Genomic DNA, 15,247 nt, shown 5'->3' on the forward strand with positions numbered 1-15,247 from the left:
CTCCGCCCGTTATTCCCATGCCCGGTTTCGGTCAATACGCCCTTTCGGCGGGCCGTTCACGGGGTGCGCCGCCGCAGCGTGGCCGCGCCCAGGGCCAGGGCCAGCACCGCGCATCCGGCGATCACCGCCATGTCGCGCAGCAGCGTCCCGGTCACGCCGGGCTCCCGGGACACCTCCTGCATGGCCTCCACCGCGTACGACAGCGGCAGCACGTGGGAGATCGCCTCCAGCCAGCCGGCCATCTGGTCGCGCGGCACGAACAGCCCGCACAGCAGCGTCTGCGGCAGCACGAACACCGGCATCAGCTGCACCGCCTGGAACTCGGTGCGGGCGAACGCGCTGGCCAGCAGCCCCAGCGCCACGCCCAGCAGCGCGTCCAGCACCGCCACCGCCACCAGCGTCCCCACCGAGCCCGCCAGCTCCAGCCCCAGCCAGGTCAGCGAGATCGTCAGCACCACCGCCACCTGCGCCAGCGCCACCAGCCCGAACGCCAGCGCGTACCCCACCAGCAGGTCCGGCGCCCGCAGCGGCGTCGTCATCAGCCGCTCCAGCGTGCCGCCGGCGCGCTCCCGCAGCGTGCCCACGCTGGTGACGATGAACATGATGACGAACGGGAACACGCCCAGCAGGACCGGTCCGATCCGGTCGAACAGGATCGGCTGGTCGAACACGTACCGCAGCAGGATCATCAGCAGGCTGGGCACCCCGACGATCATCACCACCGTGCGGTGGTCGTGCCGCAGCTGCTGCAGGATCCGCCGGGTCGTCGCCCATGTCACCGCGATGCTCATGACGTCCTCCCAGGGCGGGGGAACGGCGCCCCGCGCCGCCCGATGAGCGCGGCGCCGGCGCGTCCGCGTCGCCGGCTCACGACGCCGCCCGTTCGGTGATCAATCGGAGGAAGACCTGCTCCAGGTCGGATGTCCCGGCGCGCTCGCACAGGACCTCGGGCGGGTCGTCGGCGAGCATCTCGCCCTCGCGCATCAGCAGCAGCCGCTCGCAACGCCTCGCCTCGTCCATCACGTGGCTGGAGACCAGCAGCGTGACGCCGCGGGCGGCCAGGACGTGGAACAGGTCCCACAGCTCCTCGCGCAGCACCGGGTCCAGGCCCACCGTCGGCTCGTCCAGGACCAGCAGCTCGGGCGCGCCCAGCAGGGCCACCGCCAGGCTGGCGCGACTGAGCTGCCCGCCGGACAGGGTGGCGACCACCTGGTCGCCGTGGCGCTCCAGACCGACCTCCGCCAGCACCCGGTCCACATCGTCGCGGGGCGCGCCGAGCACCGCGGCGAAGTAGCGCAGGTTCTCCCGGACGGTCAGATCGGTGTAGACGGCGGCGCTCTGCGCCGCGTATCCGACGCGGCGGCGCACCGGAGGGCTGCCCGCCGGGTGACCGAGCACGGTGACGACGCCGCTCTTGACGATCTGCACGCCCACGATGGCGCGCATCAGCGTGGTCTTGCCGCAGCCGCTGGGGCCGAGCAGGCCGACCACGGCGCCGCGCGGGACGTCGAAGCCGACTCCGCGCAGCACCTCCCGGCCGCCGCGCTCGACCCACAGGTCGCGGACGCTGACGGCGGCGCCCGGCGGGGCCGCCGGAGCAGAATTCATCATGTGTTGAATTTATGTCCGCGCAGCGGACCGGTCAAGGGCGCGATGAGGCGAACGGCGGGATGGAGCGAGGAGCGGGACGGAGGCGAACGGCGGGTCGACGCGCCCGTCCCGGAAAGCACGTGCGCCCCGGGCGGAGCGGGGTCCGGTGGGTCGGGCCGGCGGTGCGGCCGCGAGGAGACGGCCCGCGGTCAGGAGGAGTCGAGGTGGTGCTGCAGCACCGGGGCCAGCATCGCCGCCAGCTCCTGCGGCGGGGCGGACGCGATCGGCTCCACCTCCAGCACGTACCGGAGCACGGCCATGCCGATCATCTGCCCCACGGCGGCCTGGACCCGGAGCGGGGGGATGCGGTACCGCTCGGTGATCGGCCCCAGCAGCGCCGAGCTGACGAACTGCCGCATCATCGTGGCGGCCTGCTCGTTCGTCATGGCCGACCGTAGCAGGGCCAGCGCCGGCGCCCGGCGCGCCGGGTCGTCCCAGACCTCCAGGAACACCCTCGCCAGCGCCTCGCCGAGCCGTTCGCGCGGCATGTGCGCGACCTGCTCCAGCACCGCCGCCGGATCGATCGGGAACCGCATCGCCGCGACGAACACGCCCTGCTTGCCGCCGAAGAAGTGGTGCACCAGCGCCGGATCCACCCCGGCCTCCCGGGCGATGCCGCGCAGCGACGCCCCGTCGTACCCCTTCTCGGCGAACAGCCGGCGAGCACAGGCCAGGATCCTCTCCCGGGTCTCGGTGGGACCGGGACGCCGGCCGGGCCTGCCGGTGACGTCGGCGGCCATCAGCTCCGGCCTCGGCGCGACACCTCTCCGGCCGGGGTGACCTCCCAGGTGCGGTCGGCGGCGGCCAGATGCAGCCGGGCGAACGCCAGCGCCTCGGCCAGGTCGTCCATGCGCTCGGCCCGGCTGGCCGCGCGCCGGGTGTTGACCTCCAGCACGACGTGCCCGGAGAAGCCGTCGGCGGCCAGCTTCTCCAGCACCTCGGCGCACGGCTGGCGTCCCCGGCCCGGCACCAGGTGCTCGTCCTTGTTGGCGATGCCGACCCCGTCGGCCAGGTGGATGTGCTGCAACCGGTCGCCCAGCCGCTCGGCCATCTCCAGCGCGTCCGAGCCCGACACCGCGGTGTGCGACAGATCCAGCGTCACATACGGGTAGTCCTGGTCCACCGGGTTCCAGCCGGGCGAGTACATGCCCACCTCGGCGCCGCGCGCCCGCACCGGGAACATGTTCTCCACCGCGAACTTCACGTCGGTCTCGGACTGCATGCGGGCCAGGCCCTCGACGAACTCGCGGGCGTACTCGCGCTGCCAGCGGAAGGGCGGATGCACCACCACGACCTCGGCGCCGAGCGCCTCGGCGACCTCCTTGGAGCGCATCAGCTTGCCCCAGGGGTCGCGGCCCCACACCCGCTGGGTGAGCAGCAGACAGGGCGCGTGGATCGACTTGATCGGGATCTGGTGGTACTCCGACAGCCGGCGCAGCACGTTCAGGTCCTGTGAGGCGGCATCGGTGGCGACCATCACCTCGACGCCGTCATACCCCAGCGTGGCGGCGATCTCGAAGGCGCTGGGTGCCTTCTCCGGAAAGACCGATGCGGTCGAGAGCGTCACCGAGGCGTCCGGCAGCCGGAGCCCCGCTGGTGCTGCGCCGTCGTGCTGCGGAGTCACTGCCCCCTCGCTGAGGATCACTCGACGATCGTCCGACGCGGCGCCGCCCGTGCGGGCCGCCGAGACGGGCGACCGCCGCCCGGCGGAGAACACCGCGCACACGAAAGCCTATGCGCTGCGTCGCCGCATGTGTCCCCCCTGGTATCGATGATTCGCACAACACCCCGTGAACGCGGCTACTCTCGCGTCCGTGGCCGAGATCGCGGCGGGCGCCGTGCCCAGTCCCAACATCTGGAATTCCCCGCAGATCTATGAGATCGAAAATCGCGCCGCGGACCCCGACGGACTGCTGGAGGCGGCGCTGCGCCGAATCCGGCCCTGGGCCGGTGCGACCGTGCTGGACCTGGGGTGCGGAACGGGTTTCCATCTGCCGATGTTCGCCCGTGAGGCGGCCCGGGTGATCGGAGTAGAACCGCATTCGGCACTGGCGGCGGCGGCCGCCCGGCGGGTGCGGCATCTGGCGAACGTGACCGTGCGGGTCGGCGCGGCGCAGGCGATTCCGCTGCCGGACGCCTCGGTGGATCTGGTGCACGTCCGCTGGGCGTACTTCTTCGGGCCGGGGTGCGAACCGGGACTGGCCGAGCTGCGACGGGTGATCCGGCGCGGCGGAGCGGCGGCGATCATCGACAACGACGCCACCCGGTCCACGTTCGGCCGCTGGTTCCGGCGCTGGCTGCCCCGGTACGACCCGGCCGCGGTGGAGGCGTTCTGGGCCCGGCAGGGATTCCAGCGGGAACCGGTGCTGATCCGGTGGGCGTTCGACGACCGCGAGGATCTGGCGAAGGTGCTGCGCATCGAGTTCCCCGAGGAATTGGCCGCCGCGTTCCTGGCCGAGCACGAGGGCTGCGAGGTCGATTACGCCGTGAACATCTGGTGGCGGCGCTACTGACCGGAAGGCCCGGCGCCGGCGGGCCGCCGGAGGCGCGCGGGAGGACGCGGGCGCCGCATTGTCGGCGGTCCGGCGTACCGTATCGGGATATGGCCAAGGCTAAGACCACGTCCCGAGCGGCCTACCGCTGCTCCGAGTGCGGCTGGCAGACGACCAAATGGGTCGGCCGCTGCGGCGAGTGCCAGGCGTGGGGCACCGTCTCCGAGGCCGGCGCCGTCGCTCCGCCGCGCGTGGTGGCCCCCGGCCCGGTCACCTCCCCGGCCCGGCCGATCGGCGAGGTGGACGTGCGGGCGGCGCAGACCCGGCCGACCGGGCTGGAGGAGCTGGACCGGGTGCTGGGCGGCGGGCTGGTGCCCGGGGCGGTGCTGCTGCTGGCCGGCGAGCCCGGCATCGGCAAGTCCACCCTGCTGCTGGAGGTCGCCGCGCTGGCCGCCGCCGAGACCCCCGTGCTGTACGTCACCGGGGAGGAGTCCGCCGAGCAGGTCCGGCTGCGCGCCGACCGGGTGGGGGCGGTCGCCGACGGGCTGTACCTGGCCGCCGAGACCGAGCTGGCCGCCGTCCTCGGCCACATCGACGCCGTCGAGCCCAAGCTGCTGGTGGTGGACTCGATCCAGACCATCGGCACCGTGGAGGTGGAGGGCGCGCCCGGCGGCGTCACCCAGATCCGCGAGGTCACCGCCAACCTCATCCGGGTGGCCAAGGAGCGCTCCATCACCACCGTGCTGGTCGGCCACGTCACCAAGGACGGCGCCATCGCCGGCCCCCGGCTGCTGGAGCACCTGGTCGACGTGGTGCTGTACTTCGAGGGCGACCGGCACAGCCGGCTGCGGATGATCCGCGCCGTGAAGAACCGCTACGGCCCCACCGACGAGCTGGGCTGCTTCGACCTGTCGGAGGTCGGCATCGTGGGGCTGGCCGATCCCAGCGGGCTGTTCCTGACCCGCCGGGAGGAGCCGGTGCCGGGGACCTGCGTGACGGTGACGCTGGAGGGCCGCCGGCCGCTGGTCGCCGAAGTGCAGGCGCTGGTGGCCAAGTCGTTCCTGCCCGCTCCGCGGCGCGCCACCTCCGGGCTGGACTCGGCGCGGGTGGCGATGGTGCTGGCGGTGCTGGCCCGGCGCTGCCAGGTCTCCATGCACGACCAGGACGTCTACGTCTCCACCGTGGGCGGGGTGCGGCTCACCGAGACCTCCGTGGACCTGGCGGTGGCGCTGGCGGTGGCCGGCTCCACCGTCGAGCAGGCGCTGTCGGGGAACCTGATCGCGCTCGGCGAGGTCGGGCTGGCCGGGGAGGTCCGCGCGGTGCCGGGCGTGCAGCGCCGGCTGGCCGAGGCGAGCCGGCTGGGCTTCAAGGCGGCCGTGGTGCCCAAGGGGTCGCTGGACCTGGGCGAGCGGACCCCGCTGCGGCGGGCCGAGCTGCAGGCGGTCAGCTACGAGGGCATGAAGGTCATGGAGGTGGACAACCTCCAGCAGGCCCTGCGGGTGGCCTTCACTGCGCCCTGACCTCCCCGATAGCCTCGCTTTACCGGGGCGTACGGGCGATGCGGGGACGCTCAGGCCACGGAGCGGCGCAGCGATGCGCAAAAGGCGTAAAAGATTGTCAGATGTCCGGGAATGAGCCGATCGCCCACACGGCTCGGTAGACTAAGCGCCGTTCAGCGACCTCCGGGGGTCCAGTGGGAGTACCGCACGACAAGTCGCATGACGAGAGGCTCCGCGCCACGCTGGCGGCGGTCGCCCCCGGCACCGCCCTTCGCGACGGCCTGGAACGCATCCTGCGGGGGAACACCGGCGGCCTGATCGTTCTCGGCTATGACGACGTCGTGGCGGAGCTGTGCTCGGGGGGTTTCGAGCTGGACGTGGAGTTCTCCGCGACCCGGCTGCGCGAGCTGGCCAAGATGGACGGCGCGATCGTGCTGGACAGCGACCACCGGCGGATCGTCCGCGCGGCCGTCCACCTGGTGCCCGACCCCACCATCCCCACTGAGGAGTCCGGGACCCGGCACCGCACCGCCGAGCGCGTCGCCAAGCAGTGCGGGTTCCCGGTGATCTCGGTCAGCCAGTCCATGCGGATCATCGCCCTCTACCTGGACGGCACCCGCTATGTGCTGGAGGACTCGGCGGCCATCCTCTCCAAGGCCAACCAGGCGCTGGCGACGCTGGAGCGCTACAAGCTCCGCCTCGACGAGGTCTCCGGCACCCTGTCCGCGCTGGAGATCGAGGACCTGGTCACCGTCCGCGACGTGACCGCCGTGGTGCAGCGGCTGGAGATGGTCCGCCGCATCGCCGACGAGATCGAGGGGTACGTGGTCGAGCTCGGCACCGACGGACGGCTGCTGTCCCTCCAGCTGGACGAGCTGGTCTCCGGCGTCGACGTGGACCGGGAGCTGATCGTCCGCGACTACCAGCCGCCCGAGACCCCCGCGCACCGGGTCGGCGAGGTCCTGAACGCCCTCGACACCCTCAGCGCCAACGAGCTGCTGGACCTCACCACCGTCGCGGAGGTCATGGGCTACTCCGGCCCCGACGCCCTGGACACCCCGGTCAGCCCCAAGGGTTACCGGCTGCTGGCCAAGGTCCCCCGGCTGCCCGGTCTGGTCGTGGAGGGCCTGGTCGAGCACTTCGGCAGCCTGCAGAAGCTGCTGGCCGCCAGCATCGACGATCTGCAGTCCGTCACCGGCGTCGGCGAGTCCCGTGCCCGCAGCGTCCGGGAGGGCCTGTCCCGCCTCGCCGAGAGCTCCATCCTCGAACGGTACGTGTGAGCTCAGAGGGGACGCCCCCGCCCGCCGGCACCCCCGGCTGAGACCGCGCGGTCCCGGACCGATCCGGACCGATCCGGGCCGATCCCGGGCCGATCCCGGGCCGGTCGCGGATCGATCGCGGGACCGGCTCCGGAGGCGCCCCGCGAACCGCGGGCCGGGACCCGCCCCGCGCCGGTCGCCCGCTCACGACGACCGGCGCGTCAGACCAGGGCCTGGGCGTTCTCGGCCATGCGACGCAGCACGTTGAGGGTGGTGGCGTACTCCTCGGGGGTGATGCCCTCGGCCAGCCGCCGCCTGCTCTCCTCGACCCGGGCCGACAGCCGGGAGCGGGCGGAGGCGCCCTCGGCGGTGAGGCCGAGGCGGCCGTCGACGGTGCGCTCCAGCCAGCCCCGGCGGGTGAGGTCCTCGACGACCTCGGCGGGGGTGATCGCCCCCTCGGTCCAGAAGGGGGCCAGGCGGTCGGTCAGGGCGGCGGCGTCCACCGGGCCGTTCCGGAAGACGTTGAGCGCCTGCCAGTGGCGGCGCCCCACCCCCTCCTCGGCCAGTGCGCGGTCCAGAACCTCTTCCAGCGCGGTGTCCAGGCGGCGAATCCAATAACCGATCGGTTGTTCCGTCATCGTCGATGAGCAATCCATGTAATCTGACAACTAGTTGTACTTGATTATGGATTGGGGAGCCATGGCGGACAAGGGCGCTTCCGGCGGAGGGGAGCTGGCGGCCATCGAGCGGGCCATGGTGGCCATCCGGCGGAGACAGCGGCGCGGGGCCCTGGCGGAGCTGGCGGGGGCCGAGACGGTGGGCCGGGCGGTGTTCGACGTGCTCGATGTGATCGAGGCGGCGGAGGCGGCCGGTGAGCAGGTCACCGTGGGGACGGTGTCGACGGCGCTGGGCGTGGATCAGCCCCGCGCCAGCAGGCTGGTGTCCGCGGCGGTGAACGCGGGACTGGTGCGGCGGGTCGCCGACCAGCGGGACGGACGGCGGACGCTGCTGGAGCGGACCGGGGAGGGGCGTGCGCTCACCGACCGGGTGCACAGGCACCGGCGGCGGGTGTTCGCGGCGGCGATGGAGGGGTGGGCCGACGCCGAACGCGCCGAGTTCGCCCGGCTGCTGCAACGTTTCACGGCCGGGCTGGAGGAGATCAGCGAAGGTGGAAGACCTTCCGGTGAGGCTTGAGGCCCTCCAGGCGCACGGTGGCCACATAGGTGCCCGGCTTGGCCGCCGCCCGGCTCTTGGGACAGCCGGGGGCCGAGCGCCTGCGGTCCCAGGTGACGGTCTGGACGTAGGGGACTCCGCGGCGGAGCTTGCGGAACGAGGCGCCGACGGCGCAGTGCTCGGAGGACCAGACGCGGTCCGGGCCGCTGGTGATGCGGACCCGCAGGCTCGCCGGGCCGAGGTCGAGGCCGCAGGTCCGCTCGCCGACGTTGACCAGGGAGAGGTGCAGCCTGGGATGTTCCCCCTCGGGATAGACGGTCCGGTCCATGCGGACCGTCAGGACCAGGTCGTCGGGGTCGCAGCGGCCGTCGGAGGGCGCGGGCTCCGGCCGGGCGGAGGGCTCGGCGCTCGGGGTGCCGCCGGCGGTGGGGGTGGCGGTCACGGTGATGGTCGGCAGCACCGGCGGGATGGGCGGGGTCGGCGCGTCGGCGGCGCCGGCGGGGCGGGCGGTCTGCTCGTCGCCGCCGCAGGCCCAGGCCAGCAAGGCGATCACTGCGGCCACCCCGCCCAGCACCAGGGCGCGACGACGCCAGTACACTGGGCCGTCTTCGTCACTGTAGGTGTCCACATCCATGCGGGCAGTATGCGTTCCGCCGAAGCGGCGAGCATCCCGGCACGCCGTGGCAGGATGGCCTCCGCCATGACCACCACGCCGCTCAACGCCGTCCGCTACACTGCGCCGATCCTCGACTGGTACGCCGAGCACGCCCGCGACCTGCCCTGGCGCGCCCCCGAGGCGACCCCGTGGGGGATCCTGGTCAGCGAGATCATGCTGCAGCAGACGCCCGTCGCCCGCGTGCTGCCCGTCTGGCGGGAGTGGATGCGGCGCTGGCCCACCCCCCGGGCGCTGGCCGCCGAGCCGTCCGGGGAGGCGGTGCGGGCCTGGGGGCGGCTGGGATATCCGCGCCGGGCGCTGCGCCTGCACGCGTGCGCGGTGACGATCACCGAGCGGCACGGCGGGCGGGTGCCGGACTCCTATGCGGAGCTGCGGGCCCTGCCGGGGGTCGGGGCGTACACCGCGGCGGCCGTGGCCAGCTTCGCCTACCGGCAGCGCCACGCCGTGCTGGACACCAACGTGCGGCGGGTGCTGGCGCGGATGATCACCGGTGTGGAGTATCCGCCCAGGTCGCAGACGGCCGCCGAGGTCGCCCTCGCCGAATCCCTCCTCCCGCCGGACGCCCCCACCGCCGCCCGCTGGTCCGTGGCCGTCATGGAGCTGGGCGCGCTGGTCTGCACGGCGCGCAACCCCCGCTGCGCCGACTGCCCGGTCATCGGCTCCTGCGCCTGGTACCGGGCCGGTCGGCCGCCCCACGAGGGGCCGCCCCGACGCGGCCAGGCGTACGCGGGCACCGACCGCCAGTGCCGGGGGCGCCTGCTCGCCGTGCTGCGCGAGGCCGACGGCCCGGTGGAGAAGGCGGCCCTGGACGTGGTCTGGGCCGACCCCGTCCAACGCGAACGCGCCCTCGACGGGCTGGTGGCCGACGGCCTCGTCGACCCCCTGGAGGACGGGCGGTACGCCCTGCCCTCCTGACCGCGGGCCCTCCCGGCCGCGCACGCCCCGCCCTCCCGACGCGGGGCGACGCGCCGTCCCGGAAAGCCGCAGAACGCCCCCGCGGACGCGCCCGCCGCGCCGCCGGCCCGCCGGCGCAGCGGCGGCGACGCGGCGGGCCGGCGGCGCCGTGGGCCGATCAGTTCTCTTCCTTAAGGCCCAGCCGGATCAGCTCCTCGCGCATCCAGGTGAGCTCGCCGACGATCCCGTCGATCAACGCCCCCTTGCCCCGGGTGTGCCCCGGCAGCACCTCCCAGGTGTAGGTCTCCACCTCCACATGGTCGGTGAGCGCGCGCTCGCCCCCGAGCAGGGTCTCCAGCACGTCGCTCAGCACCGGCCGGGTGGACCGCAACGGCTCGGCCGGCGCGGCGTGCAGGGGGACGTGATAGTGGATGCGCCACTCGCGCTCGCCGGGCAGCTCCCCCTCCAGGGCGACGTCCAGGTCGTCGACGCCGACCGCCACGTCCCGCTCCCTGGTCTGATGCAGGAAGCGGGGCTCGACGAACTCCCGCAGCGCCTCACGGGTCCGCGGGTCGGCGGGCCGGTCGGCCTGCAACGCGCAGGACGCCTGCACCTTGACCACCGGCAGCCCGGCGGCGGTCAACCGTTCCACCGCGGCCGCCGGGTCCTCGAAGCCCACCGCCAGATGACAGGCGTCCAGGCACACCCCCAGATGCCGCCGGCCGCCCAGCAGATGCTCGCCGGCCTGGACGGTGGACTCCACCAGGCAGCCGGGCTCGGGCTCGAACGCGACCCGGATGTCGCGGCCGGTGGCCGAGGCCAGCGCGAACAGCTCGCGGTCCAGCCGGTCCTGCCGCCGCCGCGCCAGCTCCTCCTGCGCCGGCGACCAGGGCTCCCGCCAGGCCACCGGCAGGGTGGAGATGCTGCCGTGCTCGGCGTCCTCCGGCAGCAGCCGGGTGAGGATGCGGGCCAGGTCGAGGGTGTAGCGCATCCGCTCGGGCCGGGTCCAGTCGGGGTGGTACACGTCGTGCTTGACCACCTCGCTGTGGAAGCCCTGGTAGGGGAAGCCGTTCATGGTGACGACCTCCAGGCCCGCCTTGTCGACGGCCCGGCGCAGCCGCAGCAGCTCGCCGGGGTCGGCGGTGAGCATGTCGGCCACGGACCGGGCCAGCCACAGCCCGACCCCCAGCCGGTCCACCCCCAGCCGGTCGCGGATGGGACGGGCGTACCGGGTGAACTGGGCGATCACCCCGTCGAGGTCTTCGGCGGGGTGAACGTTGGTGCAGTACGCGACGTGCACGAGGGTCCCGTCGCGATGTCGAAAGCGCATATCATCCGCCTCGTTCGATGGTGTTGCCGGCATAGCACGCCGCGGGCTCCGCCTCGGCGAGGTCGAGCCGGCCGCTCTGCGCATAGAAGGCGACCGGGTTGTCCCACAGGACGGTCTCCACGTCAACGTCGGTGAAACCCGCCGCCAGCATCGCCTCCCCGACCCTACGGGTCTTGAGCGGGTCGCTGCGGCCCCAGTCGGCGGCCGAGTTCACCAGCATGCGCTCGGTCCCGTACTCCTTGAGGATCCTCACCATCCGATCTTCGTCCATCTTGGTGTCCGGATAGACCGAGAATCCCATCCAGCACCCCGACTCCTTCACCATGGCCACGGTCGTCTCGTTGAGGTGGTCGATCAGCACCCGTTCGGGCGGCAGCCCCGACTCGCGCACCACGTCCAGGCTGCGGCGGGTGCCGGCGGCCTTGTCCCGGTGCGGGGTGTGCACCAGCACCGGCAGGTCCGCGTTCCGCGCCATCTCCAGCTGGGCGGCGAACGCCTCGTCCTCCTCGGGGGTCATCGAGTCGTAGCCGACCTCGCCGACCGCCACCACCCCGTCCTTGGCCAGATAGCGGGGCACCAGGTCGAGCACGGGACGGCAGCGGGGATCGCCCGCCTCCTTGGGGTTGAGCGCGATCGTGCAGTGGTGCCGGATGCCGAACTGCGACGCCCGGTACGGCTCCCAGCCCAGCAGCGAGTCGAAGTAGTCGACGAAGGTGTCCGGCGAGGTGCGCGGCTGGCCGAGCCAGAACGCCGGCTCGACCACGGCCCGTACCCCGGCGGTGTACATGGCCTCGTAGTCGTCGGTGGTGCGCGAGGTCATGTGGATGTGCGGGTCGAAGATGCGCATCTCAGAGCCATCCTTCCGGGAGTCGCCTGCCTTCGGTCACGTCCGGGTGCCGCCGGATCAGCGGCCGGACGTCCGCCGGGACGTCGCGCCCGGCGACGGTGCGCTCATGGGCGTAGTCGGCCAGCATCCGCGCCAGCTCGCGGTCGGCCCGCTGCTCCAGTCCGGCCACCGCCGACAGCGGAACGCCGACGAACACGCACTTGAGCACCGCCTGCCGGTACTCCGCGTCGGGGAGGCGCCGGGCCCCGTACGGGCCGACGGCCGCCTCGATCATCCGGGCGTCGTTGGTGCGGATCGCATCCCGCACGATCCGCAGCCCGTGCTCCCCCAGCGCCCCGTCGGCGTCCAGCCGGCCGAGCGCCCTGAGCACCGCGATCCGCTCGGCCGCATCGCCGTACCGGTAGACCCGCCACAGCAGCTCGCCCAGCTCGGCGCCCCGGCTGGACAGGGCCGTCAGCAGCCGTTCCCGGACCGCCTGGTCGACCGTCACCCCGGGCGCCCCCGGCATCGGGCCGCGGCCGCAGGCCCGCCCCGCCACCGGGAACAGCTCTAAGACGGCCTCCTCCCGTTCCCTGATGCGCTCCAACGCCTGCGCCAGCCAGCGCCGGCCGCGTTCGTCCAGCGCGCCGTCCAGCGCGCCGTCCAGCGACCGCTCTCGGTCGAGCGTCTGGTCCACATGCGTCATCGATTCGCCTCCCCAGTGATCCCCGCTTTCTCGGCCGCGGCCCGCAGGAAGCGGAGCGAACGCTCCGCGACCTCGGGCGCGGCATGGCTGTGCCGGGGCAGCTCCACGCCGACCAGCCCGCGATAACCGCAGGCCTCCAGCGCGGCCAGCACCGGCGGGAAGTCGATCTCGCCCTCGCCGAACTCCAGGTGCTCGTGCACCCCGCGGCGCATGTCCTCGATCTGCACGTTCACCAGATGGGGGGCCGCGCGGCGGACGCAGTCGGGGACGGGCTCGGGCTCCAGGCAGCGGCAGTGCCCGATGTCCAGCGTGATGCCGAGCGCGTCCGGCGCGCCCAGCCGGGCGTGCAGGTCCGCGAACCCCGCGATGGTGTCGATGAACATCCCCGGCTCCGGTTCGAAGCCGAGCCGCACGCCGAGGCGTTCGGCCTCGGCGACGACGCGGGCGACGCCCTCGGTGAGCCGCCGCCATGCGGTCTCCTCCGGCAGATCGGGGTCCGCCGTGCCGCTCCACAGCGACATCGCCTCCGCGCCCAGGTCGGCGGCCACCCGGACCGCCCGCAGCAGCAGGTCGAGCCGGCGGGCGGCCTCGAGCGGCGGGTCCAGCAGCGTCGGCCGGTGCTTGCGGCGCGGGTCCAGCACATAGCGCCCGCCGGTCTCCACGACCACGCTCAGCCCCAGCTCGCCCAGCCGGGCGGCGACCTTGTCCACCGTGCGCGCCAGGTCCGCGTCGAACGGGTCGAGGTGCCCGCCGTCCAAGGTCAGCGCCACCCCGTCGTACCCGAGGTCGGCCAGCACCGCGAGCGCATCGTCCAGCCGGTGGTCGGCGAACCCGTTGGTCCCGTAGGCGAACCTCATCGCGACGGCACCTCCCGGTCGGACGCCGTGACGCCGCCGGGCGCCGCCGCGGCCGACGGCGCCGCCCCCTCACCGGTCCCGGCTGGCCTCCGCCCCGTCGGGCCTGCGGCGCTCGGGCGCGTCCGGCGCCCGGTCCCGTGTCCGGTCGCGCCGTTCATGCGGCCGCTCCCAGCCCGGCGGCCCACTCGCGCAGCAGCTCGTACTGGAGGACGAGCCGGTGCTCCCGCACGCCGATCGGGTCCTTGAAGAAGAAGCCCAGCGCCGGCAGCGGACCCGACTCGCCCGCCTCGTGGGCGCGGGCCGTCAGCCGGGCCAGGTCCAGCACCAGAGGGGCGGCCAGCGCCGAGTCACAGCCCTGCCAGGTGAACTGCAGGGTCATCCACACCCCGCCGAACCCCTCGAACAGCACATGGTCCCAGGCGGTCTTCCACTCCCCCATCGACGGCACGTAGTCGATGTGGGTCTCGCCCTCGGCCCTGCGCCCGAGGATCTCGGTGAGCGCCCGGTCCTTGGAGGTCTTCTTGCTGCGCCCGGCCTGCGGGTCGGCCAGCGTCGCCCCGTCGCCGCCGCCCAGCAGGTTGGTGCCGGACCAGGAGCGCACGTTCAGCGCCCGGGCCGTGAACATCGGCGCCAGCGCCGTCTTGACCAGCGTCTCCCCGGTCTTGGCGTCGCTGCCCGCGTACGGGACGCCCATCCGACGGGCCAGCTCGTCCAGGGCCGGAAGCCGCACTCCGGTGGACGGGGTGAAGTCGATGTAGGCGCAGCCCGCCCGCAGCGCGGCGTAGGCGTACACCGAGCTCGGCGGCAGCACGTCGCCGGAGACGGCGAGGGCGCGTTCCAGCGCGTCGAGGTCGGCGTGCTCCGGGCGCCGGGGGAACGGCGGCTCGGTGGAGGCCACGTTGACCACCACGATCCGGTCCAGGCCCCGCCGCTCCCGGAAGGAGGTCAGGTCCGCGATCAACCGGTCGGCGTGCTCGCGTTGCGTTCCCGGCTCCCCGGCGACCAGGCCGACCCGGATCTCCGAGTCCGCCTCCTCCAGCTCATGGGCCACCGCGGTCGACGACCACGAGGGCACCACTCCGGCGCGCGCCAGCTCCTCGGCCCGTTTGACCAGCGGCGCCGTCCCGGCGAGGTCGTGGCCGCCGAACACCAGCGTCTCCAGTCCCGGCAGCCCCGCCTCGGCGAAGTCCGCCGTCTCGGTGACGCATCCCACCGGCGGGAGCAGTTGGGCTCTGATCGCCGCAGCCCCGGTGATCACCGTCGTCGCCACGGAGCCGCGGCCCCCCACCAGCCAGACACCGATCCTCATCGAACCCCCTCACAACCCATGCCCGACACTTCTTCCGAGCCCGACACGACGGCTCAGCGGACCTGCGGCCGCCGGCCGCTTCAGGACTCGATGCGAAACGGCCGGCCGGCGCAGGCGCCGTCCGCCAGGGCGATGCCTGCGTCGAGCACGGTGATGCCGCGGGGGGTGATCGATCCCGGTGCGCTCACCGTGGAGCGCGGGGCGGGACGGACGCATCCCGGCCCGCCGGGCGGTAACGCCGCCGTCAGGCCGCTGTCGGCCGTCAGTCGGGCCACGGCCGACGAGGTGTGCGATCTCGACATGTTCCCCCCTTGTGCTCGTACGCGGGTCTTCGCCCGCGCCACCGGGGGAGTTACCCATTGGCGGCCATTGGGCCGTCATGCCCGGCGTGTCGCGGCGGTCGTCGGATCAGGACACGCCCAACCCCGCTCAATCACGGAGAGCGACAACTGCTCACTATTCGTGCAGGCATGCAAAGGGCCCGCACCAGTCGGTGCGGGCCCTGTACCGGTTCTCGGTCCGCCGGTCGCGGCTCGGTCAATCCTTGTTGAAGTTCACTGCGCCCTCCACCGGCGG

The 15,247-nt window shown here is 73.5% G+C and carries 17 protein-coding genes; 5 read left to right on the plus strand and 12 right to left on the minus strand.

Annotation, left to right across the window (positions count from 1 at the left end; all coding sequences use genetic code 11):
* Positions 1–56 precede the first annotated feature (56 nt).
* The 4 genes from EIO00_RS01690 to EIO00_RS01705 form a co-directional block, all read right to left on the minus strand.
* Entirely contained in the window at positions 57–791 is a 735-nt protein-coding gene (locus tag EIO00_RS01690; RefSeq protein ID WP_140174991.1) for an ABC transporter permease, read from the minus strand.
* 76 nt (positions 792–867) lie between these two features.
* Positions 868–1,611, minus strand: a complete 744-nt coding sequence (locus EIO00_RS01695) for an ABC transporter ATP-binding protein (protein WP_241661044.1) — start codon at positions 1,609–1,611, stop codon at positions 868–870.
* Positions 1,612–1,799: 188 nt separating this feature from the next.
* Complete coding sequence (locus EIO00_RS01700; RefSeq protein ID WP_140174993.1) at positions 1,800–2,390, minus strand: TetR/AcrR family transcriptional regulator; 591 nt, start codon at positions 2,388–2,390, stop codon at positions 1,800–1,802.
* A complete protein-coding gene (locus tag EIO00_RS01705) occupies positions 2,390–3,274 on the minus strand; it encodes a sugar phosphate isomerase/epimerase family protein (protein ID WP_140174995.1) in 885 nt (294 codons plus the stop codon). The genes EIO00_RS01700 and EIO00_RS01705 overlap by 1 nt, the downstream gene beginning before the upstream one ends.
* A gap of 190 nt (positions 3,275–3,464) precedes the next feature.
* Here EIO00_RS01705 and EIO00_RS01710 point away from each other — a divergent pair, with 190 nt between their 5' ends.
* The 3 genes from EIO00_RS01710 to disA all read left to right on the plus strand — a co-directional run bounded on the left by EIO00_RS01710 (position 3,465) and on the right by disA (position 6,921).
* Positions 3,465–4,163: a class I SAM-dependent methyltransferase gene (locus EIO00_RS01710; protein WP_140174997.1), complete on the plus strand. Its 699-nt coding sequence runs from the start codon at positions 3,465–3,467 to the stop codon at positions 4,161–4,163.
* Positions 4,164–4,252: 89 nt separating this feature from the next.
* Positions 4,253–5,662, plus strand: coding sequence for a DNA repair protein RadA (radA, locus tag EIO00_RS01715; protein WP_140174999.1), 1,410 nt, complete (start codon positions 4,253–4,255; stop codon positions 5,660–5,662).
* 173 nt (positions 5,663–5,835) lie between these two features.
* Positions 5,836–6,921: a DNA integrity scanning diadenylate cyclase DisA gene (gene disA / locus EIO00_RS01720; protein WP_140175001.1), complete on the plus strand. Its 1,086-nt coding sequence runs from the start codon at positions 5,836–5,838 to the stop codon at positions 6,919–6,921.
* Between the two features lie 200 nt (positions 6,922–7,121).
* Here the strand turns inward: disA and EIO00_RS01725 are convergent, their stop codons facing one another.
* Positions 7,122–7,538: a MarR family winged helix-turn-helix transcriptional regulator gene (locus tag EIO00_RS01725; RefSeq protein ID WP_140175003.1), complete on the minus strand. Its 417-nt coding sequence runs from the start codon at positions 7,536–7,538 to the stop codon at positions 7,122–7,124.
* A 61-nt stretch (positions 7,539–7,599) separates the two neighbouring features.
* Between EIO00_RS01725 and EIO00_RS01730 the strand changes: the two genes are divergently transcribed.
* Complete coding sequence (locus EIO00_RS01730; RefSeq protein ID WP_140175005.1) at positions 7,600–8,094, plus strand: MarR family winged helix-turn-helix transcriptional regulator; 495 nt, start codon at positions 7,600–7,602, stop codon at positions 8,092–8,094.
* Here EIO00_RS01730 and EIO00_RS01735 read toward each other — a convergent pair.
* Complete coding sequence (locus tag EIO00_RS01735; protein WP_140175007.1) at positions 8,060–8,707, minus strand: hypothetical protein; 648 nt, start codon at positions 8,705–8,707, stop codon at positions 8,060–8,062. The genes EIO00_RS01730 and EIO00_RS01735 overlap by 35 nt on opposite strands.
* Before the next feature lie 66 nt (positions 8,708–8,773).
* Here EIO00_RS01735 and EIO00_RS01740 point away from each other — a divergent pair, with 66 nt between their 5' ends.
* Complete coding sequence (locus EIO00_RS01740; RefSeq protein ID WP_140175009.1) at positions 8,774–9,664, plus strand: HhH-GPD family protein; 891 nt, start codon at positions 8,774–8,776, stop codon at positions 9,662–9,664.
* Between the two features lie 157 nt (positions 9,665–9,821).
* On the opposite strand, the gene eboE is transcribed toward EIO00_RS01740, so the two are convergent.
* From eboE to EIO00_RS01770, 6 genes are all read right to left on the minus strand, one after another.
* Positions 9,822–10,973, minus strand: coding sequence for a metabolite traffic protein EboE (gene eboE / locus EIO00_RS01745; protein WP_140175011.1), 1,152 nt, complete (start codon positions 10,971–10,973; stop codon positions 9,822–9,824).
* A gap of 1 nt (position 10,974) precedes the next feature.
* Positions 10,975–11,820, minus strand: coding sequence for a TatD family hydrolase (locus tag EIO00_RS01750; protein ID WP_140175013.1), 846 nt, complete (start codon positions 11,818–11,820; stop codon positions 10,975–10,977).
* A gap of 1 nt (position 11,821) precedes the next feature.
* On the minus strand, positions 11,822–12,505 hold the full coding sequence (locus EIO00_RS01755) for an EboA domain-containing protein (protein ID WP_175596085.1): 684 nt from the start codon (positions 12,503–12,505) through the stop codon (positions 11,822–11,824).
* Complete coding sequence (locus EIO00_RS01760) at positions 12,502–13,362, minus strand: sugar phosphate isomerase/epimerase family protein (RefSeq protein WP_140175015.1); 861 nt, start codon at positions 13,360–13,362, stop codon at positions 12,502–12,504. Before EIO00_RS01760 ends, EIO00_RS01755 begins: the two co-directional genes overlap by 4 nt.
* 154 nt (positions 13,363–13,516) lie before the next feature.
* Positions 13,517–14,671: an inositol-3-phosphate synthase gene (locus EIO00_RS01765; RefSeq protein ID WP_140175017.1), complete on the minus strand. Its 1,155-nt coding sequence runs from the start codon at positions 14,669–14,671 to the stop codon at positions 13,517–13,519.
* 80 nt (positions 14,672–14,751) lie between these two features.
* Positions 14,752–14,973: a hypothetical protein gene (locus tag EIO00_RS01770; RefSeq protein ID WP_140175019.1), complete on the minus strand. Its 222-nt coding sequence runs from the start codon at positions 14,971–14,973 to the stop codon at positions 14,752–14,754.
* Between the last annotated feature and the right edge of the window lie 274 nt (positions 14,974–15,247).

This window comes from Thermomonospora catenispora (assembly GCF_006363815.1).
Lineage (GTDB): Bacteria > Actinomycetota > Actinomycetes > Streptosporangiales > Streptosporangiaceae > Thermomonospora > Thermomonospora catenispora.

Coding starts and splice junctions, on each gene's coding strand:
- EIO00_RS01760 (WP_140175015.1), bottom strand. CDS start 13,362: ATGAGGTTCGCCTACGGGACCAACGGGTTCGCCGACCACCGGCTGGAC.
- EIO00_RS01695 (WP_241661044.1), bottom strand. CDS start 1,611: ATGATGAATTCTGCTCCGGCGGCCCCGCCGGGCGCCGCCGTCAGCGTC.
- EIO00_RS01755 (WP_175596085.1), bottom strand. CDS start 12,505: ATGACGCATGTGGACCAGACGCTCGACCGAGAGCGGTCGCTGGACGGC.
- EIO00_RS01690 (WP_140174991.1), bottom strand. CDS start 791: ATGAGCATCGCGGTGACATGGGCGACGACCCGGCGGATCCTGCAGCAG.
- EIO00_RS01735 (WP_140175007.1), bottom strand. CDS start 8,707: ATGGATGTGGACACCTACAGTGACGAAGACGGCCCAGTGTACTGGCGT.
- EIO00_RS01700 (WP_140174993.1), bottom strand. CDS start 2,390: ATGGCCGCCGACGTCACCGGCAGGCCCGGCCGGCGTCCCGGTCCCACC.
- EIO00_RS01750 (WP_140175013.1), bottom strand. CDS start 11,820: ATGCGCATCTTCGACCCGCACATCCACATGACCTCGCGCACCACCGAC.
- EIO00_RS01765 (WP_140175017.1), bottom strand. CDS start 14,671: ATGAGGATCGGTGTCTGGCTGGTGGGGGGCCGCGGCTCCGTGGCGACG.
- EIO00_RS01725 (WP_140175003.1), bottom strand. CDS start 7,538: ATGACGGAACAACCGATCGGTTATTGGATTCGCCGCCTGGACACCGCG.
- EIO00_RS01770 (WP_140175019.1), bottom strand. CDS start 14,973: ATGTCGAGATCGCACACCTCGTCGGCCGTGGCCCGACTGACGGCCGAC.
- EIO00_RS01730 (WP_140175005.1), top strand. CDS start 7,600: ATGGCGGACAAGGGCGCTTCCGGCGGAGGGGAGCTGGCGGCCATCGAG.
- eboE (WP_140175011.1), bottom strand. CDS start 10,973: ATGCGCTTTCGACATCGCGACGGGACCCTCGTGCACGTCGCGTACTGC.
- radA (WP_140174999.1), top strand. CDS start 4,253: ATGGCCAAGGCTAAGACCACGTCCCGAGCGGCCTACCGCTGCTCCGAG.
- EIO00_RS01740 (WP_140175009.1), top strand. CDS start 8,774: ATGACCACCACGCCGCTCAACGCCGTCCGCTACACTGCGCCGATCCTC.